A 19044-nucleotide genomic window follows, 5' to 3' on the forward strand; every position below is an offset into this window, starting at 1 on the left:
CGTCGGGTGCGCGTGGATCGTCGCGATCACGTCGTCGGTCGTCGCCTCGAGGCGCATGGCGAGTGTCGCCTCAGCGATCAGCTCGCTGGCCTGCGGCCCGACGATGTGGACGCCGACGATGCGCTGATCCTTACCGGCCGCGACGATCTTCGTGACGCCGTCGCTCTCACCGAGCGCCCGCGCGCGCCCCGACGCCTTGAACGAGAAGCGCGCGACCTTCACTTCGTCGCCGTACTTCTCTTTCGCCTGAGCCTCCGTGAGACCGACCTGCGCGATCTCGGGATGCGTGTACACGACGTTCGGCACGACGTCGTAATCCATCGCGGCCTCTTCGCCGAGGATCGTATCGACGGCGACCTCGCCCTGTGTCGACGCGACATGTGCGAGCTTTGGAGCACGCGGATCGCCGATGCAGTCGCCGATCGCCCACACCCCCTTCACGCTGGTGCGCATGTGCTCGTCGACGGTGATGCCGAGCCGGTTGGTCGCGAAACCGGCGTTCTCGACGCCGGTGAGGTTCGCGACGCGCCCGGCGCCGAGCAGGACCTCGTCACCTTCGAACGCCTTTGACGCGCCGCCGACCTCGGCGGTCACCTTGACGGTCCCCCCGGACCGCGCGACCTCGGTCACCTTCGCCTCGCTGATGATCGTGATCCCGCGAGACTGCAGCGCCCGCACCAGGAGGCGCACGAGCTCGGGGTCCGCATAGGCGATGGGCTGCGGCAGCATCTCGAGCACGGTCACCTCGGAGCCGAGCTCGGCGTAGAAGGTCCCGAGCTCCAGACCGATCGCGCCGCCGCCGATGACGATGAGCCGCTTCGGTGCGGTCGTGAGCGAGAGGGCACCGACATTGTCGAGCGGCCTGGACTCGGCCAGCCCCTTGATGGGCGGCATGCCGACCTTCGATCCGGTCGCGACGATGACGTTCTTCGCGTCGATCGCCTGCTCTCCGCTCGCGGTCCGTACCCTCAGCTGCGCCGGCGACACGAGCGTGCCCTCGCCCTTGATGAGGTCGACCTTCCGCGCTTTGAGGAGCTGCTCCACGCCGGCGACGTTCTGCGCGACGACGGCATCCTTGCGCGCCACCGCTTTGCTCAGATCGAAACGCGCGCCCTGCACGAAGATCCCGTGCTCCTCACCGTGCGTCGTGACCCAGTACGCATGACTGGAATCGAGCAGCGCCTTCGATGGGATGCAGCCCACGGTCACGCAGATCCCGCCGACGCGGTCGCGTTCGATGAGCGCCACGCGCGCTCCTTTGATGCCGGCGTGGAGCGCCGCGACGTAGCCACCGGGGCCGCCGCCGAGGATGGCGATGTCGTACGGCGTCACGTGAAAAGCGTAATCACTTCGGATGCGTCGCGCTCCAGCGGATGCGCCGCATATCCGTGCTTCGCGTACAGCCGAAGGTAGAGCGGAAGGAACGCAAGACCGAGGCGCTCGTACTGCTTCACATGCCGGAGCTCGTGCCGCCAGAGGCGATCGGTCGGCTCGAACGCGAAAACGATCACGTGCCCGAAGGTGATGGCCGCGTAATGCCGGCGAGTGAGGACGAAGTGCGCGAGGCCGCGGTCGCTCACGTAGAGGAAGCATCCGTCGCGGAACCGTGGACATACGAACGACAGCCAGCCGAGGACATGTCCGATGGGATCGGCATGATGTTCGACGAGCAAGCGCGCGCTACTGCGGCGTGCGCGCAGCGCGAACGCCAAGCAGATGAGCGCAGCGAAGGCTGCGCGATTATTGCTCGACGCTATCGACCACCGCCATCACCGCCGCGGTCACGCGGTCGGCCGTCGTCGCGCGCGGATCGAAACGCACGATGAGCCGGCGATCCATGGCCTCGACGCTCACGCCGACCACTCCGTCGATCTTCCTGCTTCCCGTCACGACCTGTGACGCACACGAGCTTCACATCAGGGCCGAGATCTCGAGCGAGATCTCCACCGTGTCGGCCGCCGCTGTCGAGGCCGGCGCGTCGGGTGCGCTGCCCGGTTTCAGCGCGGGCGAGCCGCACGCGACCACCGCGACGAGCAAGAGAAAGGGCGCCAAGCGCACGTTCTCATTGTGCGCTTGGCGCCCCAGATCGCTATTGGTCAGGAAGTACTAGCGGTTGACGTCCTCGACGTCTTCCTTGACCTCACCAATGACCTGCTTGCCCTTGCCCTTGGCCTGGTCGAGCTTGCCGCCGATCTCGGTCGAGCGGTCGCCGCCGAGCTTGCCGGCCTCTTCCTTGACCTTGCCCTTGGTCTCGTCCCACTTGCCTTCCATCTTGTCGTGTGTGGAGTCCTTCATGAGATGTTTCCTCCTATGTGTGGGCCCGTAGGCCCTACAAGAGAAGCGGCAAGAGCGGTGCCAGCATCGCTCGTGTAACGGTGTTTTCGCCATGTGAGCGCGAAGCCGATCATGCGGGGCGGCGCCCAGCGAGCACGAGCCAACGATGCGCGCGCGCGATCGGCCCCGGCGCCCACCAGTTGAGACCACCGAGCAGGCGCATGGCTGCGGGAACGATGAGGGCGCGCACCAACGTCGCATCGAGAGCGACCGCGACGGCCATGCCGAGACCGATCGATTTGATGATCACGACATCAGCAAGCGCGAATCCGGTGAAGACGGCGACCATGATCGCGGCCGCAGCGGTGATGAGCCGACCACTGCGCTCGAGTCCCTCGGCGACCGCGTGCGTGTTATCACCAGTGCGCTTGTACTCCTCCTGGATGCGGCTGAGGAGCAGGACCTCGTAGTCCATCGAGAGGCCGAAGACGATGCAGAAGAGGATCACCGGCACAGATGGGTCGAGCGCCTGAGGCGTGAAGTTCATGAGCTGGCTGAGGTGGCCGTCGACGAACACCCACACCATCGCGCCGAACGACGCGCTGATCGAGAGCAGATTCATGAGCACCGCCTTGAGCGGTAGAACAACGGAGCCGAGCAGCAGGAACAGCGCCATGTACGTCAACACGACGATGAACGCGACGGCGCGGACGGCATGCGTGGCGACGAAGTCGATGGTGTCGAGGTCGAACGCGGTCTGCCCGCTCACGAGGATCTCGCCACCGGCCGGATCGGGAAGGGCCCGTATCGCGCGGACCAGGTCGCGCGCCGCATCGCTCGAAGCCGGTCGCGCCGTGATCACACGTATGACAGCGATGTGCGGTCCGGTCACCGCCGCGGCGGGCAGAAGGTGGCCGGAGTCATCGAACGGCGCCTCGACGCGCAGCACATCCGGAAGGGTTGCGATCTTGCGCGAAAGGGCGAACACCTCGGCGTCGCGTCCGGAGCGGAGCGGGTCGCCGTCGGCGAAATACAGGACGATCGGGAACGCCGACTGCTCCTGGCCGGGGAAGTCACGGACGAGCATGTCGTAGCCACGACGCGACTCGGACCCCGGCGGAAGCGCGGTCGTGTCCGCGTTGGCCAGACGGATGTGAAGGAACGGCGAGCCCGCGGCCAGCACGAATGCGACGGTCGGCACGAGGACGAGCAGCGGACGACGCATGACAGCGGTGGCGATCGAATGCCAGAGCCCGGTCGCGCTTTGCTCTCGACGCGGGAACGGAAGGCGCCACGCGTTCACGCGCGGCCCGAGGATCGCGAGAAGCGCCGGAAGGAACGTCAGGGCGTAGACCACGGCCACCGCGACGACGATCGCGCCGGCCAGACCCAGCGACGCAAGGAACGTCCCTTCGAAGAAGAGCAGGCCGGAGAGCCCGATCGCCACGGTGAGGCCGGAGAAGACGACCGCGCGGCCCGCGGTCCCCATGCTGCGTGCGAGCGCATCCTCGCGCGACGCTCCGGCCGCGAGCTCCTCGCGGAAGCGCGAAACGATGAAGAGCGAATAGTCGATCGACGTGCCGAGCCCGATGAGCGTGACGATGTTGAGTGCGTAGGTCGAGACGTCCGTGAAGCGCGTCAGGAGGAACACGCCCCCGAGCCCGCCGACGATGGCGAGCACTCCGACGCCGAGCGGTACGAGCGCGCCCACCACGGTGCCGAAGACGATGAGCATGAGGATGAGCGCGACGGGAAGCGACACGATCTCGGCGCGCTGGAGATCCCGGTCGAGGATCACGTCGAAGTCACGATTGATCGGGAGACCGCCGGTGGCGAGGATCGTCAGGCTGTCGGATCGGACCAGGGCACGCAGGTCTTCGAAGTAGACCTCTGCGACCGAGCGTGGGTCCTTCAGCTGGACGAACGCGAGCATGCCGTGCCCGTCGCGGGACAGCAGGCTGGGCGTCGGCGTGTCGTAGTAGGTGCGGATGCTCGTGACGCGCGCGTCTGCGCGCAGCGGAACGAGCGCGTCGACGACGGCCTGCTGGTACGCCGGGTCCTTGACCGCGAGCCTCTCGCTGCGGAACAGGAGAGTGAACGACGCTCCCGCCGGCGCGCCGGTCGGTCGTGGAAGCTCGCTGGTAAGGAGCTGCGACGCCCTCCCGGACTCGGTCGACGGGATCGTGTCGGGATTGCGGAGATCGCCGCCCTGGGCGAGGAGAAGGGCGCTCAGAGCCAGGATCGCGAGCGACACGCCGAGCACGGCCCAGCGTCGGCGGTGCACGAACCTTCCCCAGCCCTCCAGCATGCGCAGACAGTACGTTCGAGGCGGCCGCGAGGTTCCACGGCGGCGTCTCGACTACGTCGGATCGAACATTGACGGTCGGGCCGAGGAGCGGTCATCGTTCATGGCGATGGCTGTAGTTGACGTTCTTCGTCTTGGCGCGCGCCTGCCGGCGGGCTACCGCGCGCGCGACTTCGAGGAGGGCGACCGCGACGCGTTCGTCGCGGAGCGCAACAAAGAACAGCACTGGATGGAGCAGGGCAGCGCAGAAGAGTGGCGCTACTGGGACAACCTCATCAAAGACGCCACGCTCCTGCGGGTGAGCGTTGAGGCACCCGACGGCTCCATCGCGGCGCTGGCGGACATCGGCTCCGGCTTCACGCCGCGCCCCGACCGGTCGCAGTTCATCGGCATGACAGTGCTCGCGCGACACCGGCGTAAGGGCATCGGCGCCGCGCTGCTCGTGGCGCTCGAGGATGAGGCCCGGCGCCGCGACGTTCCGAAGCTGCTTGGGGGCGCGAACGAGGGCGAGAAGTTCGCGCTCGACTGGGCGCTCGGCCACGGCTACCGGCAGATCGGCCGCCGCATCGCTTCCTACGTCGAGCTTGCGACATTCGAGCCCGGCGCGGTTCGCTGATGCGCTCGACCGCGCACGCGCCGCCGGGATCAGGATCACGAGCTTCGCGGAAACGCTCGAGGGCAAGGACGCCGCCGCGCAAGAGAAGTGGTGGCGTGCGCTGTACGAGGCCGAGGCGCCGATGTGGGAGGACATCCCCTTCGCGACGCCGACCCCGCATTGGCCATACGACCGCTTCTACGAGGCGGCGACGAGTGGCCAGCAGCTCGCGGACCTATCGCTCGTCGCGTATGCCGGCGATCGGATCGCGGGGTTCACCACGACGGGCAAGAGCAAAGACAAGGACGGGTGGACCTGGATGACCGGCACGGCGCGCGAGTACCGCGGCCGCGGCGTCGCGCGCGCGCTCAAGGTCGAGGCGCTGACACGGGCCAAGCGCAAAGGGCTGCGCGCGCTGGGAACGACGAATGACGAGCCGAACAAGTCGATGCGCGGGATCAACGCGAAGCTGGGGTACCAGATGCTTCCGGCGCACGTGGAGCTTGAGAAGCCGCTGGCCTGATCTCAGCGGGCAGCAGTAGCAACACGAGCCCCGCGCCGAGCGCCGCGGTCGACGCGAGGATGAGTCCCCCACCCACGTCGGTGAGCTGCCAGATCGCGGTCGCACCGAGCGCGCCGATCACCGTGCCTGTTTGAGCGACCGCGCTCACGACGCCGAACACGCGCCCGCGCCGCGCAGCCGGCACGGCGTTCGTCAGGAGCGCGAACCACGACGCGTTGTACGCGGTCAGCGCCGCGCCGGTGAAGAAGCTGATGGCGTAGAAGAACGGCTTCGGGAGTCCGAAGAAGACGATGAAACCGAAGAGGAAGATCGGGAAAGACGCCAGCACCGCCATGCGGCGACGGCCGGTGCGATCGGCGAGGTGACCGAGCCACGGACCGAGCGTGATGTCGCCGATGCCGAAGATCGTGAAGATGATGCCGACGTCGAATGTCGACCAGCCCAGACGCGTCGTGACGAACGGCGCGTAGCTCGTGACCCAGCCGCCGAACCCGATGAGCAGGAGCAGGTTCCCGGCGAGCAGGATGAATACGGTCCGGTTCCACGCGCGGCCGCCTACCATCGCCGCGGCGTCGTCGTGCGCTCGCGCTTTCGGGCGCGGGAGGAACAGCGCGGCGACGAAGGCGAGCGCGCTCGTGGCGGCGACGATGAAGAACGGCGCCCGGAGATCGCCGCCGGCGGCGACGAGTCCGCCGAAGCCTGGGCCGAGGACGCTCCCCGCGGAGTTCGCGGCGGAGATGATGCTGTTGAAGAACGCCAGGCTCGCCTGCTCCGCAGTCTGCGATATGTACAGGCGGGTCGCGACCATGTTGACGCCGCCCCCGAGGCCCGCGACGAAGCGGTAGCCGATGAGGGCGATCGCGGTGGGCGCCGTCGCGATGAGCACGTTCGCGGCCGCATACGTGCCGATCCCCGCGACGATGAAGCGACGTGCGCCGTAGCGGTCCATGAGGAATCCCGACGCGAACTGCGCGAGGCCGTTCGCGACCGCGAAGCCGCTCGTCATCAGTCCGAGCTGCAGCGGAGATGCGCCGAGCGACAGCGCGTAGAGCGGGAGCAGGGGCAGCATGATCGAGATGCCGAGGCTCGAGACGAATGAGATCGTCGCGAGCACAGCGAGCGCCGGGCTGCCGTTGTCGCGGAGTCGCCGGATCACCGCGCGAGATTACGGCCACGACGGAAAGCTTCCACCTCGTGCACGACATACGCTTGTGAATGTGGGGGACACCGCGATCGCGTTCGACGGTACTAGCAAGCGATATCGAAATGGCACGGTCGCGCTCCGCGAGGTCACGTGGTCGATCCCGCTCGGGGCCCGAGCGTGCCTCCTCGGGCCGAATGGCTCAGGCAAAACGACGTCGATCCGTCTCCTCCAGGGCGCGCTCGCGCCAACGGCCGGCTCGGTGCGGCTCCTCGGTGAAACGGTGAACGGAGCCCACTTGGGGGACGCGCGACGGCGCTGCGGCATCGTTCCCCAGAACGCGGGCATGTATGCCGATCTCACGACCGCGGAGTACCTCGAGCTCGCGCGCAGGCTGTACGGACGCGGCGACCCCGGGCGCGCGATCGAGCAGTTCGGGTTGGGAGAACACCGCGACAAGCGCCTCGCCCAGCTTTCCGGCGGTTTTCAGCGCCGCGTCGTCGTCGCGGCGGCGCTGCTCTCCGAGCCGGACCTCCTGCTCCTCGATGAGCCCAGCGTCGGACTCGACCCGGTCGCCGCGCGCGAGGTCCACGGCTATCTGGGAGAGGCGATGAAGGGACGCACGACGCTCCTCTGCACGCACAATCTCGCGGAAGCCGAAGCGCTCTGCGACGACGTCATCATCCTGCGCGCCGGCGAGGTACTGCTCCACGAGCCGCTGGCCGCCCTGCGCGAGCGTCAGCGTCCGCGCACGCGCCTCGCGGCTCTGCAGCCCGCCGAGGCGCTCGCCGAACGCGTTCGCGCGCACGGTCACATCGCGTCCGTTGAGGACGGCGGCGTCATCGCGCTCATCGACGCGCGACGGGATGCGCCCGGCCTCTTGCGCTCGATGCTGAGCGAGGGCATCGAGGTATACGAGTGCCGGCCGCTGTCGGCAACGCTCGAGGAGCTCTTCCTCGAGGCGGTGGCGCGATGAGACCGAGCTCGATCCGCTCGCTGTTGTGGAAGGAGACCCGGCAGCTCGGACGTAACCGCACCGCGATGCTCACCGCCGCGCTGCTCCCGTTCATCATCCTGTTCCTCGCGCCGATCCAGCTACTCGTGGCGGTGCACTTCGGCGGAGGTCCAGGGATCGAGGACCTTCGCAATTCGCCGCTTCCGGGCTTCGCTGACGTCACCGAACCTTCGCAGCTCCTTGTGCAGTTCTTCTATCCGATGCTGCTTGTGATGGGTGGCCTGCTCCTCCCCTCTCTCACCACCACGTACGCGATCGTCGCGGAGCGTGAACGACGCTCGCTCGAGCTGCTCATCTCGCTCCCGGTCAGCGTTGCTGAGATCCTCGCGGCGAAGCTCCTCGCTGTGCTTGCCGTGACCGCGCTGATCGGCCTGCCATACGTGGCCATCGTCCTCACGCTGCTCCTCATCCTCGGGATCGCAGGCGCTGCGACGATACCGGCGCTGCTCGCGCCTTTCCTCGCTGCCGTTGCGTGCTCCATCTGCATCTCGCTCCTGCTCACGCTTCTCGCACGGGACTTCCGCACGGCGAACAACCTCAGCGGTGCGTTCGTGGTGCCCGCGCTGCTGCTGACCGTCGGAACGCTCGGCGCGGTCGGAGGTCCCGCGCGCACGTATGTCGTCGCGGTGATCCTCCTCGCGCTCGGCGCCTTTGCGCTGTTCGCGGCGCTGCGCTGGGTCAGCTTCGAGCGCTACCTGGACTAGACGCTCAGGCCGACGACACGTGACGCGTACGCTACGTCGCATAGGCGATCCCGTCGGCGGGTTCCTGCTCCTCGGCTCCGCGCTCTGCGCGATCGGCGCGAGCCTGATCGTCTGCTACGTCATCTGGCTGAACACCTGGGAAGGTTGGGAGTCCTGGAACGCGCGCACCGGCCTCGATGCGGACCGGGCGGACGAAGAGCGGCTCCTGGGACACACGCGACGCAGGTAGCCAACAAAGCGCAAAAAGGGAGGGAGGCGATCCCGCCTCCCTCCTTGTGCGCTTTCGCGAGCTTGACTATTCGGCGGGTGTCGCCTCGGTCATCATGCCGGGCTCTTCGCCACCGACCTCGGACCAGATCTTTACGTTCTTTGGCTCCTTCAGGAAGAGCGTTCCGAGGACCACGGTCATGAGCGCGACCGTGATCACGTACGCGAGGCCGAGGTAGATGTTCCCGTTCGGGTCAGGCGGGGTGGACGTGTTCATTGAACGCAGGTCGAAGATGCCGAGCCACGGGACATATGACGTCGCGATCGGGATCGTCGCACCGACGAGACCGGTGAACGTCAGCGGCAGCAGGCCGCCGAACCAGCCGTTCCCGAAGTGGTACGGGATCGAGAGCGATGTGTAGCGGACCTTTGCCCGGAAGTACTCGACCAGGAACGCAGCGATGGGTCCGTAGACCGCCGTCACGTAGACCACCTGGATCCACACCAGGCCGACGAGGAGGAGCGTGTCGGGATTCGCCTTCGTGATCAGTCCGGTGGGACCGTATTCGACGTGCGCCGCGTCGTACATCGCGTGATAGATCGGGATATAGGTCACCGCCGCGATGAGACAGCCGGCGAGGATGATGACCTTGCGTCCGATCTTGTCGGAGAGCCAACCGAAGAACAGGAAGAACGGCGTGCCGAGCGCGACTGCCCACAGCATCACGGTGTACGACTGCGTGAAGGTGAGCTTCAGATACGTCGTCATGAAGAAGTTCGCCTGGAACTGTCCCTGATACCAGACGACGCCCTGACCCGCGGTCAGCCCCAGGAGAACGAGCAGGATCGTGCCGAGCTTGCGTCCGCTGAAGCTCTCGCTGGCCCAGTTGCCGGCGCCGGTGACGGCATTGTTGGAGGCCTTGAGGCGCGCGAACAGCGGCGTCTCGCGAAGCCGGATACGGATGTAGAGCGCGACCGCGAGCAGTACGGCGCCGAGGATGAACGGGTAGCGCCAGCCGACGGATGCGAAGTCGGCAGCGGCCATCGTGGTGCGGAAGTACAGGATGACCGCGAGCGCGAAGAAGAAGCCGAGTGTTGCCGTGGTCTGGATCCATGACGTGTAGAGACCACGCTTGTTGTCCGGCGCGTGCTCGGCCACGTAGATCGCTGCGCCCCCATACTCGCCGCCGAGCGCCAGGCCTTGGATCAATCGAAGGATCACGAGGCCGATCGGCGCGAGGATGCCGATCGAAGCGTACGTGGGCAAGAGACCCATGAGAACGGTCGAAATGCCCATCGCGGTGATCGTCACGAGGAACGTGTACTTGCGTCCGATGATGTCGCCGAGTGCGCCGAAGATGACGGCGCCGAACGGCCGAACGAGGAAACCCGCCGCATACGCGGCGAACCCTGACAGCTGTACTGCGGTCGGGTTGTCACCCGGGAAGAAGAGCGGTGAAAGGAACGGAGTAAGCGTCGCGTAGAGATAGAAGTCGTACCACTCCACGATCGTTCCGGCGGACGCTGCAGAGATGACGAATGGAAGCCCGTAAGTCGGCTTCGCCACCGCAGCCGCGCCCGCTCTAGTCGTTGCCAAGTTCCACCCCCTCCGCCTAATCGCTGAAGCGGTATTTCTGAGACACGCGCGCGCTCACGTCAACTCGCCCATTCAACAGGCGAAAGGCCTCATGGCTCGCCTGGCCGCTCACTCCTCCTTGCCGGAGGCCGAGGCGGTCCGGATCGACTCGACGACGGTCGAGTCCGCCAGGGTGGTCGTGTCGCCCAGCGGCGTGCCGTTCGCGATGTCGCGGAGGAGGCGCCGCATGATCTTTCCCGAGCGTGTCTTCGGCAGCTCGGGCGTGAACATGATCGTTTTCGGCCGTGCGATCGAGCCGATCTTGCCGACGACGTGCTCGCGGAGCTCTTTCGAGAGCCCTTCCCCTGCGTCCTTGCCGCCACGGAGCGTCACGAACGCGAAGATCGCCTGGGTCGTCACCGGGTCTTCCCGGCCGATGACGGCTGCCTCCGCGACCGCCGGATGCGAGACGAGCGCCGACTCGACCTCCGTGGTCGAGATGCGGTGGCCGGAGATCTTCATGACGTCGTCGACGCGGCCCATGAGCCAGAAGTACCCCTCCTTGTCGCGACGCGCGCCGTCGCCGGCGAAGTACCGGCCGGGGTACTTGCTCCAGTACGTCTCGCGGTAGCGCTTGTCGTCCTTGTAGATGCCTCGGAGCATCGCGGGCCACGGCTTCGTGAGGACGAGGTACCCGGCGCCGCCGAGCGGGACCGTCTTGCCGCCCTCGTCGACGACGTCGGCGCCGACGCCAGGGAACGGGAACGTCGCGCTGCCCGGCTTCGTCGTCGTGATCCCCGGCAGCGGAGTGATGAGGATCATGCCCGTCTCCGTCATCCACCAGGTGTCGACGATCGGGCAGCGGCCGCCGCCGATGTGCTCGTTGTACCAGAGCCACGCCTCAGGGTTGATCGGCTCACCGACCGATCCGAGCAGCCGCAGCGACGACATGTCGTGCTTGCTCGGGTACTCCGCTCCCCACTTCATGAACGTTCGAATGGCCGTCGGCGCGCAGTAGAGGATCGAGACCTTGTACTTCTCGATGACCCGCCACCAGCGGTCCTTGTCGGGAAAGTCCGGCGTGCCCTCGTACATGACGCCGGTCGCTCCGTTCGCAAGCGGACCGAACACGATGTAGCTGTGCCCGGTGACCCAGCCGATGTCGGCGGCGCACCAGTACACGTCCTCGTGCTTGATGTCGAAGATGAGCTTGTGCGTCGTGGCCACGCCCGCCAGATAGCCGGCCGTCGTGTGCACGATGCCTTTCGGCTTCGCGGTCGTACCGGACGTGTAGAGCAGGTACAGCATGTGTTCGCTCTCGAGCGACTCGGCCGGGCACTCGGGCTTCTGCTTGTCCACCAGCTCGTGCCACCAGACATCACGCCCGATCGTCCACGGCACGTCCTGCTTGGTCCGACGCACGACGAGGACCTTCTCGATCGTCTTTGCCTGAGAGACCGCGTCGTCGGCGTTCTTCTTGAGCGCGACGGTGCTCCCCTTCCGGTAGCCACCATCCGCGGTGATGAGGACCTTCGCCTCCGAGTCGACGATGCGGCCCGACAGGGCCTCAGCCGAGAAGCCGCCGAAGACGACGGTGAACGGCGCGCCGATCCGCGCGCACGCGAGCATCGCGGCGGGCAGCTCGGGGATCATCGGCATGTAGATCGCGACGCGGTCTCCCTTGCCGACGCCGAGCTCCTTCAGCGCGTTCGCGCACCGGCAGGTCATCTCGAGGAGGTCGCGGTAGGTGAGGGTCCGCGTGTCGCCGGGCTCGCCCTCCCAGTGGTAGGCGACCTTCGTCCCGCGGCCAGCTTTGACGTGGCGGTCGAGACAGTTCTCGGAGATGTTCAGCTCGCCGCCGACGAACCACTTCGCGTACGGGGCATCCCACTCGAGGACCTTCTCGAAGGGCTTGCGCCAGAAGAGCTGCTTCGCCTGCTCGGCCCAGAATCCCTCCAGGTCGCGCTCCGCGCGCTGGTAGATGGCAGCGTCGTTAGCGTTGGCCTTGGCGGCGAAGTCGGGTGGCGGGGGGAATCTGCGGTCCTCCTGGGCGAAGGTCTCGAGCGCCGTGGTGCTCTTGGTGTCGCTCGCCATCGCTTCCACCCCCGTCGTTGTCTGGGTGCCCGAGTATGCGACTAGATCGCGGTGGCCGTTCCTTGGTCAAGCGCCCGCAGATGGGCGGTGTAGTGGTTCGGTAGCGTCAGGAGCCAGCCGAAGCAGTTCAGGTCGCCGTAGTACGGGTGGCGGGCTGTCGCACCCGTGTTCGGTTCAGCCGGGAACTCGGCGCGTAGCCGGCGCAGGGCCCCGGCGGCCTTGTCGGCCAGCGTGGTGATGCCGGGCCGGGTCACGGCCGACGCAGCCGGTCGTGGCTGACCTGTCGAGCCCGCTTCTTGTCCCTGAGCGAGACGAAGGGCGATCAGCGAGACGCCGCGCTCGATGATCAGGAGGTGGACGGCGATCTGACCGATCCCCCAGTCGTCGTCCGAACCCGCGGCGAGGTCGGTGTCGGTCGCATGTTCGACCCGCGCAAGGAGTCGCGCGCGCCAGTCGTCGGTCCCCTCGGCGAGGAGGCGGATAGTCTCACTGACCCAGGCCGGACGGTCAGGCGGGTCATCGGTTACGGTGAGCGTCACAACAACGCATATTGCGCCGTTCGTGTGTGAGAATGCGGCGCGAGTTGGCCGAAAGGCCGCACAGGAGGACGATGTGGCGGGGATCTCAAAGTCGGAAACACTGAATCGGCTCTCGGAGAAGACGCAGCTGACCAAGAAGCAGGTGGGCCTGGTCCTCGAGGAGCTCGCGGCCCTGGCATACAAGGAGGCCCGCAATGGCTTCACGTTCCCAGGCGTCGGCAAGCTCGTGATCGTGGACCGGAAGGCTCGCCTCGGACGCAACCCCGCGACCGGCGAGACGATCCAGATCCCGGCGAAGCGCGTGCTGAAGTTCCGGATCGCCAAGCAGGCAAAGGACTCGACCCTAGCCAAGCGCGGCAAGTAGGAAGCAGTCAGGCTCGCCTGACCGTCCTCTCCGCCGAGCTTCGCTTGGACGTACTAGCCCGCACTCGCGCTTATTAGCGAGGTCCTTCATCGCGTGCGGTGGAGGACCTCGCTGCCGTTCTTGGCATCTGCTACGTTCTGAACGTTCAGATGAAACAGAACCAGGCGAAGATGACGGCGGCTCAGCACAGCTTCATCGATCACATGGGCCAGCAGATGGTCGGCTGGAACCTCCCCCGTACGACCGGGCGCGTGTGGGCCTACCTGCTGATACGCGGGGAGCCCGCGGTGTTGGACGATATCGCGCACGACCTTGAGGTCGCGAAGAGCGGCGCGAGCGTGGGCGCGCGACAGCTGGTGGCGTTCGGTCTCGCACGCACCACCGGCGAACGCGGCAGCCGCCGGGTGCTGGTCAGCGCGATCGACAACATGGAGGCGATGTTCGCTGCTCGGAGCGAGAGCGCGCGCTCACTTCAGCGGCTCCTGCTCGAAGGCGCGCGCGCCGCTTCGACGCCGGGAGCGCGCACGACGCTGAGCGACATGGCATCAGGCATCAACGAGATCCTCGAACGAGAGAGCGCTGCGCTCGGTGCGCGGAGCCGGAAGGGAATACGAGCATGACAGAGGCCATCGAGGCGCTCGGACTCAGCAAGGACTACGGCAATGGTCGAGGGATCTTCGATCTCGACCTCACGGTCGCAGACGGCGAGGTGTTCGGCTTCCTCGGACCGAACGGCGCCGGAAAGACGACGACCATCCGGCTGCTGATGGGGCTGATCCACGCGACGCGCGGCTCAGCGCGGATCTTCGGACTCGATTGCGACCGCGACTCGGTCGCCGTGAAGCGCAAGGTCGGCTACTGCCCCGGAGAGCTCCCCCAGTTCGGCGGCTGGCGTGGCTCCGAGATCGTCGCGTACGTCGCCGGTCTGCGGGGCGATGTCGAGAACGCCTCCATCAAGGCGCTCGCCGAACGACTCGATCTCGATCTCGGCCGCAAGTACCGGGAGTACTCGCACGGCAACAAGCAGAAGCTCGCCCTCGTGCTCGCGTTCATGCACAAGCCGCTTCTCGTGATACTCGACGAGCCGACATCCGGGCTCGACCCGCTCGTCCAGCAGGAGTTCTACGGCATCGTGCGTGATGCGCGGAGCGCCGGATCGACGATCTTCGTGTCATCGCACGTGCTCTCCGAGGTCGAGCACATCTGTGACCGAGTGGGCATCGTGCGCGAAGGTCGCCTCGCGACGGTGAGCAAGCTGGAGGAGCTTGTCGGAATGCGCGCGTTCCACGTCGAGATCGAGTTCGCTGACGGTGTGCCGGCCGAACAGCTGAAGAGCGTCCCGGGTTTCGAACAGCTTCGCGTCGAGGATCACCGAGCCAGCGGCATCCTCCGTGGCAGCTTCGAGCCGCTCATGTCGGCGATCGCTTCGCGTCGAGTGATCGGTCTCGTGAGCCGCGAACCGAGCCTTGAGGAGATCTTCCTCACGTATTACCAGGCGAAGCCGTGACGCTCTTCCGCATCGCCCTGAAGCAGCAGCGGACCGGACTCATCGCGATGACGCTCATGAGCGTGATCGGGGGAGTGCTCAACGCGCTCGGCTTCGTTCAGGTCGCGGGCACGTCGCAAGCGGAGCGGCTCGCGTTCGCCAGGTCGATGGAGGTGCTCGGCGCCCAACTGTCGTACATGCTGCCCATGCCCGAGCGTCTCGACACTCTCGGTGGATACCTGCAGTGGCGCTACTTCGGCCTGATCGCGCTGGTCCTCGGCATCTGGGGCGTCATCTCCTCCACCGGCAGCGGCCGAGGGGATGAGGAGCGCGGACTGGTCGAGCAGTGGCTCGCCGCGGGCGCCAGTCGCGCGCGATATGTCGCGACGCGCGTTCTCGTCTTCATCCTCGTCGCGACGTTCGCGATCGCTGCGACGATGGTGTTCACGTACGTCGTGGGCACCGGCGCGGGAGAGCCACTACCTGTGGCGGGCATGGCCGCGACGGGACTCGACATCCTTGTCACGACGCTCGTCTGTTTCGGGATCGGGCTTGTCGTCGCCCAGCTTGTTGCGACGCGTCGTGCGGCCGGATTCGGCGCGGCCGGGCTGGTGCTCGCCCTCTTCCTCATCAATGGTGCGAGCCGGACCTCCGATGTCGGACCGGTACGCTGGCTCTCGCCCTTTTATCTCTACGAACGCAGCAAACCGCTGACGGGCGCAGGCGCGCTCGACCTCGGCGCCGTGTCCGCCCTGACGGTCGTGGCCTTCGTGCTCATCGCGCTCGCGTTCGCCGCGTTCGTGCGGCGCGACCTCGGCGGAACAGCGGTCACACGCGCCTCGCCGACGAGCCGGCCGACGATGTCGCCCTCCCGTGATCCGCTGCTGCGCCTCCCGGTCATCGCGTTACTCCGTCAGCAGTGGCTTTGGGTCATCACGTGGACGATCGGTCTCACCGCTGTGAGCGCCTTCCTGGCCTCGATCATCAAAACGATCATTGACACGCTCACCACATCATCGACCCCGGTCATGCGGGCGTACTTCGAGCGCGCCGGACTCGGTGGGTACGACTCCTTCGTCGGCGCGATCTGGCTCTCCACACTCATGCTCATCCTGTCCGCGTACGCGATCGTCCAGGTGCAGAGCTGGTCCGCGGACGACGCGGAGGGCAGGCTCGCCACGATCCTCTCGGCGCCGGTCTCGCGTGCTCGCGTGATCCTGGAACGCCTGACCGCCATGCTTGTCGCGGTCGGAGTGATCTGCGCCGCTGCCGGGACCGCCGTGTACCTGGTGACGACATCGCAGGCGATCGAGATCGATCGGTCGAAACTGGCGCTCGCGACCGCTCTCGTCGTGCTCATTCCGCTCGCGTTCGCCGCGGTCGGCCAGCTGCTCGCCGTGTGGCGGCCGCGCAGTGCGCTGGTGCTGCTCTCGACGATCGCCGTCGCCAGCTATTTCCTGGTGGAGTTCACGCCGCTCTTCGGGTGGCCCGAGTGGGTCGCGAACCTCTCGCTCTTCTCGCTGTACGGTATGCCGATGAGTGGTGAGGTGAACTGGAGCGGCATCGCGGGTCTGGTCGGCGTCACGATCGTTGGCACGATCGGCGCGCTCGTCGCGGTCCAGCGTCGCGACGTTGGCGCCTAGCGCTCCGGGACCGAACGTCCCGTTCCCGCCGCAGGAGGCGGAGCTCGTCGAGGAGATCCCGACGGGACCTAAATGGCAGTACGAGCCGAAGTGGGATGGCTTCCGCGGCGTGCTCGAGAACGACAACGGCGAGCTCGCGCTTTGGAGCCGGAACGGACGCCCGCTGCTGCGGTACTTCCCGGAGCTACGTCCCCTCGGCGAGATGCTCCCTCCGCACTCCGCGCTCGACGGCGAGGTCGTCATCGAGCGCGATGGACATCTCGACTTTGACGCGATGCAGAACCGCCTTCACCCGGCGGAGTCGCGCATCCGCAAGCTGTCAGCGGAAACGCCGGCGACGTTCATCGCCTTCGACGTATTGCTCTGGAACGGTGAGCCCGTCCACGAGAGGCCGCTCGCCGAGCGCCGAAAGAAGCTGCTCGAGGTTGCGAGGGGCTTCACGCTCTCGCTCACGACCACGGACATCACGACGGCGAAGCACTGGCTCGAGCGGCTCGAGGTGATCGGGCTCGACGGCATCATCGCGAAGCGCGTCGATAGCGCATACAAGCCGGGCTCGCGCGAGGTCGTGAAGAAGATCAAGTACCACAAGACCTGCGACTGTGTGATCGTGGGCTACCGGACCAACGGCGAGAAGATCGCGAGCCTGCTGCTGGGCCTTTATCGCGAGGACGGCACGCTCGACTTCGTCGGCCACACCTCGGGTATCGCTGGTCCACTTCAGACGCAGCTCCAGAAGATGCTGCCACCGTTGAAAGAGACGGGGGCCCTCGGCTTCGACCCCAGTGAGTGGGGCCGCACACCGGACGCCGGCTCGCGCTGGTCCCAGGGCAAAGACCTTCCGTGGCATGAGATCAGGCCCGAGCTGGTGTGCGAGATCCGCTACGACAAGATGGAGGACGAGCGCATCCGCCACGGCACGCGCTTTCTCCGCTTCCGGCCGGACAAAGATCCGAAGCAGTGCACCTGGGATCAGGTCCGCCCGCAGCCGAAGCGCGGCGACCCGGTGCTCGCGGAGCTGCTCAGCAGCTAACGCAGCAGCTCGTCGCGCGCATACACGAGCGCGGCGCGTTCACGCTCTCGCTCGAAGTTCCAGCCCTGCCAGTCCGGCCGTCGGTCTTCGTCGCGCCGCGACAGCGCGATGCGCAGCAGGATGTCGGCGTAGAGCCGCTGGCTCACCGGAAGACGTGGGAACGCATCCACCAGCTCGACGATCGCGCCGCCACCGAGCGTGACGAGACTGTCCGCGTCGAGGTCTCGCGCCGCATCAGCGGGAAGGCCCGACGGATCGAGGATGCGCGCGATGTTCTGGCGCGCGACGAACGCGGAAGGGCCGATCACGTTCGCGGCCAGCGCGACGATGACCGCGGCCATCGCGAGCGGTTGCAGCGAGAAGAGCATCCGGCCTCGCGCGAAGCACCAGGCGAAGATGACGAGCGCGAGGGCAAGGAACGCGATCGCGCAGTTCGCGTAGAAACGGAGCTCTGTCCAGCCGTAGGCCTGCTGGTAGAGGTCGAGCCGGTACCACGCGGATGCGAGCACGACCGCCGTGAGCGCGAGCAGTGTCAACGCGGCAGCGAGGTACGCACGGCCGCGGCGGTGCACCGCGAGCTCGAGCCCGAAGAGCAGCGCGCCGACCAGCGCCACCGCGCCGATCAGCTCGAAGAAGCCGCGGCGGGCGTACGCGCTGTACGTGATCGCGGCGGCATCGAGCGTGTCGCGGCCGCCGAAGAGATAGGCAAGCTGCAGTGTCACGAAGATCGCGAACAGCACGGCGATGAGCGAGAGGGTGACGGTCGCCGTCTGGGCTGCGAGCAGCGACCGCGCCCGTGACACGACGTGGTCGCGCGGCACGCGGTACAGCGCGGCCAGAGCGCCGGCCGCTGGCCAGGCGACCGCGAGCGCGATGAAGAGCCGGCCGGGGGTCTCGCCCAGGAGCTCGGCGATCCGCTTCAGGTCGAAGACGTTCTCAAGCGACCGCGCGAAGACGGCGTCGGCGGACGAGAACAACACCGCGAAGACGACGACGAACGGCGCAGCCAGACCGATGCCCCCGAGGTAACCGGATGCGCCGGCGAATCGCTTTGGCACGACGCGCAGACGCGGCCAGGCGGGAAGCAAGACGTCGGCGGCGCCGAGGATCAGGCGCTCGCTCAGCGACCAGGCTTCTCTGATCAACGCGACAACGGGGAGCGCACTGACTGGAACTCCGCTCCACGCGGCGACCGTCGCGCTGGCGAGACCGAACGCAGCGAGAACATCGAACGCGAGGATCGGCGCGTCGGCACGGAGCGCGCAGAACGCCGCGAACGCGACCGCGCTTGCCGGCAGCCAGATGTCGCGCCTATGAAAGGGGAGCGCACCGTCGCGCAGCGCCCACTCCGCAGCGAGGAACGGCACGGTGAGCAGCAGCGCGTTCAGTCCCAGTGGCTGGCGGAAGAGCAGGAACTGGGCGACCACGCCAAGCAGCGAGGCGAGCGTGACCGCGGCAAGGGCCCGTCGTTGGAGCATTCGGGGCATGGTCCCGGGCGTTCGCGCCTGAGTCATCGCGCGTGAGAGACATAAGAGTTAGCCGTCC

The 19044-nt window shown here is 67.0% G+C and carries 21 protein-coding genes; 10 read left to right on the top strand and 11 right to left on the bottom strand.

What is annotated here, in order from left to right; translation table 11 throughout:
* The 6 genes from lpdA to VI056_02745 form a co-directional block, all read right to left on the bottom strand.
* Nucleotides 1–1332 (bottom strand): dihydrolipoyl dehydrogenase (gene lpdA / locus VI056_02720; GenBank protein HEY6201934.1); only part of this gene is annotated, 1332 nt, incomplete at its 3' end.
* A complete protein-coding gene (locus tag VI056_02725) occupies nt 1329–1673 on the bottom strand; it encodes a hypothetical protein (protein HEY6201935.1) in 345 nt (114 codons plus the stop codon). The genes VI056_02725 and lpdA, both read right to left, overlap by 4 nt.
* 67 nt (nt 1674–1740) lie before the next feature.
* On the bottom strand, nt 1741–1890 hold the full coding sequence (locus tag VI056_02730) for a hypothetical protein (GenBank protein HEY6201936.1): 150 nt from the start codon (nt 1888–1890) through the stop codon (nt 1741–1743).
* A 21-nt stretch (nt 1891–1911) separates the two neighbouring features.
* Nucleotides 1912–2058 carry a hypothetical protein gene (locus VI056_02735; GenBank protein ID HEY6201937.1) on the bottom strand — a complete coding sequence of 49 codons (147 nt, stop codon included), beginning with the start codon at nt 2056–2058 and terminating at the stop codon, nt 1912–1914.
* Nucleotides 2059–2106: 48 nt separating this feature from the next.
* Nucleotides 2107–2295, bottom strand: a complete 189-nt coding sequence (locus VI056_02740; GenBank protein HEY6201938.1) for a CsbD family protein — start codon at nt 2293–2295, stop codon at nt 2107–2109.
* A 109-nt stretch (nt 2296–2404) separates the two neighbouring features.
* Nucleotides 2405–4582 (bottom strand): MMPL family transporter, encoded by a 2178-nt coding sequence (locus VI056_02745; GenBank protein HEY6201939.1) that lies wholly within the window; start codon nt 4580–4582, stop codon nt 2405–2407.
* A gap of 106 nt (nt 4583–4688) precedes the next feature.
* Between VI056_02745 and VI056_02750 the strand changes: the two genes are divergently transcribed.
* On the top strand, nt 4689–5195 hold the full coding sequence (locus VI056_02750; protein ID HEY6201940.1) for a GNAT family N-acetyltransferase: 507 nt from the start codon (nt 4689–4691) through the stop codon (nt 5193–5195).
* Nucleotides 5164–5697, top strand: a complete 534-nt coding sequence (locus VI056_02755) for a GNAT family N-acetyltransferase (protein ID HEY6201941.1) — start codon at nt 5164–5166, stop codon at nt 5695–5697. Before VI056_02750 ends, VI056_02755 begins: the two co-directional genes overlap by 32 nt.
* Here VI056_02755 and VI056_02760 read toward each other — a convergent pair.
* The gene (locus VI056_02760; protein ID HEY6201942.1) at nt 5633–6853 is read right to left on the bottom strand and encodes an MFS transporter; all 1221 of its coding nucleotides are present in this window, start codon (nt 6851–6853) and stop codon (nt 5633–5635) included. The two genes, VI056_02755 and VI056_02760, sit on opposite strands and share 65 nt — an antisense overlap.
* A gap of 61 nt (nt 6854–6914) precedes the next feature.
* Here VI056_02760 and VI056_02765 point away from each other — a divergent pair, with 61 nt between their 5' ends.
* Genes VI056_02765 through VI056_02775 form a run of 3 tightly spaced genes read left to right on the top strand, consistent with a single transcriptional unit; the run spans nt 6915 to nt 8786 of the window.
* Entirely contained in the window at nt 6915–7814 is a 900-nt protein-coding gene (locus VI056_02765) for an ABC transporter ATP-binding protein (protein ID HEY6201943.1), read from the top strand.
* A complete protein-coding gene (locus tag VI056_02770; GenBank protein HEY6201944.1) occupies nt 7811–8557 on the top strand; it encodes an ABC transporter permease subunit in 747 nt (248 codons plus the stop codon). The genes VI056_02765 and VI056_02770 overlap by 4 nt, the downstream gene beginning before the upstream one ends.
* A gap of 19 nt (nt 8558–8576) precedes the next feature.
* Nucleotides 8577–8786 (top strand): hypothetical protein, encoded by a 210-nt coding sequence (locus VI056_02775; protein ID HEY6201945.1) that lies wholly within the window; start codon nt 8577–8579, stop codon nt 8784–8786.
* 66 nt (nt 8787–8852) lie between these two features.
* On the opposite strand, the gene VI056_02780 is transcribed toward VI056_02775, so the two are convergent.
* From VI056_02780 to VI056_02790, 3 genes are all read right to left on the bottom strand, one after another.
* Nucleotides 8853–10361: an MFS transporter gene (locus VI056_02780; GenBank protein ID HEY6201946.1), complete on the bottom strand. Its 1509-nt coding sequence runs from the start codon at nt 10359–10361 to the stop codon at nt 8853–8855.
* A 108-nt stretch (nt 10362–10469) separates the two neighbouring features.
* On the bottom strand, nt 10470–12434 hold the full coding sequence (gene acs, locus VI056_02785) for an acetate--CoA ligase (GenBank protein HEY6201947.1): 1965 nt from the start codon (nt 12432–12434) through the stop codon (nt 10470–10472).
* 41 nt (nt 12435–12475) lie between these two features.
* Nucleotides 12476–12973, bottom strand: a complete 498-nt coding sequence (locus VI056_02790; protein ID HEY6201948.1) for a DinB family protein — start codon at nt 12971–12973, stop codon at nt 12476–12478.
* 73 nt (nt 12974–13046) lie between these two features.
* Between VI056_02790 and VI056_02795 the strand changes: the two genes are divergently transcribed.
* From VI056_02795 to VI056_02815, 5 genes are all read left to right on the top strand, one after another.
* Entirely contained in the window at nt 13047–13337 is a 291-nt protein-coding gene (locus VI056_02795) for an HU family DNA-binding protein (protein ID HEY6201949.1), read from the top strand.
* 98 nt (nt 13338–13435) lie between these two features.
* Entirely contained in the window at nt 13436–13957 is a 522-nt protein-coding gene (locus VI056_02800) for a transcriptional regulator (GenBank protein HEY6201950.1), read from the top strand.
* Nucleotides 13954–14844 (top strand): ABC transporter ATP-binding protein, encoded by an 891-nt coding sequence (locus VI056_02805; GenBank protein ID HEY6201951.1) that lies wholly within the window; start codon nt 13954–13956, stop codon nt 14842–14844. Before VI056_02800 ends, VI056_02805 begins: the two co-directional genes overlap by 4 nt.
* Nucleotides 14841–16466, top strand: a complete 1626-nt coding sequence (locus VI056_02810; GenBank protein ID HEY6201952.1) for an ABC transporter permease subunit — start codon at nt 14841–14843, stop codon at nt 16464–16466. Before VI056_02805 ends, VI056_02810 begins: the two co-directional genes overlap by 4 nt.
* The gene (locus VI056_02815) at nt 16456–17499 is read left to right on the top strand and encodes an ATP-dependent DNA ligase (protein ID HEY6201953.1); all 1044 of its coding nucleotides are present in this window, start codon (nt 16456–16458) and stop codon (nt 17497–17499) included. Before VI056_02810 ends, VI056_02815 begins: the two co-directional genes overlap by 11 nt.
* Here VI056_02815 and VI056_02820 read toward each other — a convergent pair.
* Nucleotides 17496–18977, bottom strand: coding sequence for a DUF4173 domain-containing protein (locus tag VI056_02820; GenBank protein ID HEY6201954.1), 1482 nt, complete (start codon nt 18975–18977; stop codon nt 17496–17498). The two genes, VI056_02815 and VI056_02820, sit on opposite strands and share 4 nt — an antisense overlap.
* Nucleotides 18978–19044: the final 67 nt, after the last annotated feature.

Source organism: Candidatus Limnocylindria bacterium, assembly GCA_036523395.1.
GTDB lineage: Bacteria > Chloroflexota > Limnocylindria > P2-11E > P2-11E > CF-39.

Bases quoted from the DNA above. Each gene is read 5' to 3' on its own strand.
- acs (HEY6201947.1), bottom strand. From the start codon at position 12,434: ATGGCGAGCGACACCAAGAGCACCACGGCGCTCGAGACCTTCGCCCAG.
- VI056_02745 (HEY6201939.1), bottom strand. From the start codon at position 4,582: ATGCTGGAGGGCTGGGGAAGGTTCGTGCACCGCCGACGCTGGGCCGTG.
- VI056_02750 (HEY6201940.1), top strand. From the start codon at position 4,689: ATGGCTGTAGTTGACGTTCTTCGTCTTGGCGCGCGCCTGCCGGCGGGC.
- VI056_02770 (HEY6201944.1), top strand. From the start codon at position 7,811: ATGAGACCGAGCTCGATCCGCTCGCTGTTGTGGAAGGAGACCCGGCAG.
- VI056_02805 (HEY6201951.1), top strand. From the start codon at position 13,954: ATGACAGAGGCCATCGAGGCGCTCGGACTCAGCAAGGACTACGGCAAT.
- VI056_02820 (HEY6201954.1), bottom strand. From the start codon at position 18,977: ATGCTCCAACGACGGGCCCTTGCCGCGGTCACGCTCGCCTCGCTGCTT.
- VI056_02740 (HEY6201938.1), bottom strand. From the start codon at position 2,295: ATGAAGGACTCCACACACGACAAGATGGAAGGCAAGTGGGACGAGACC.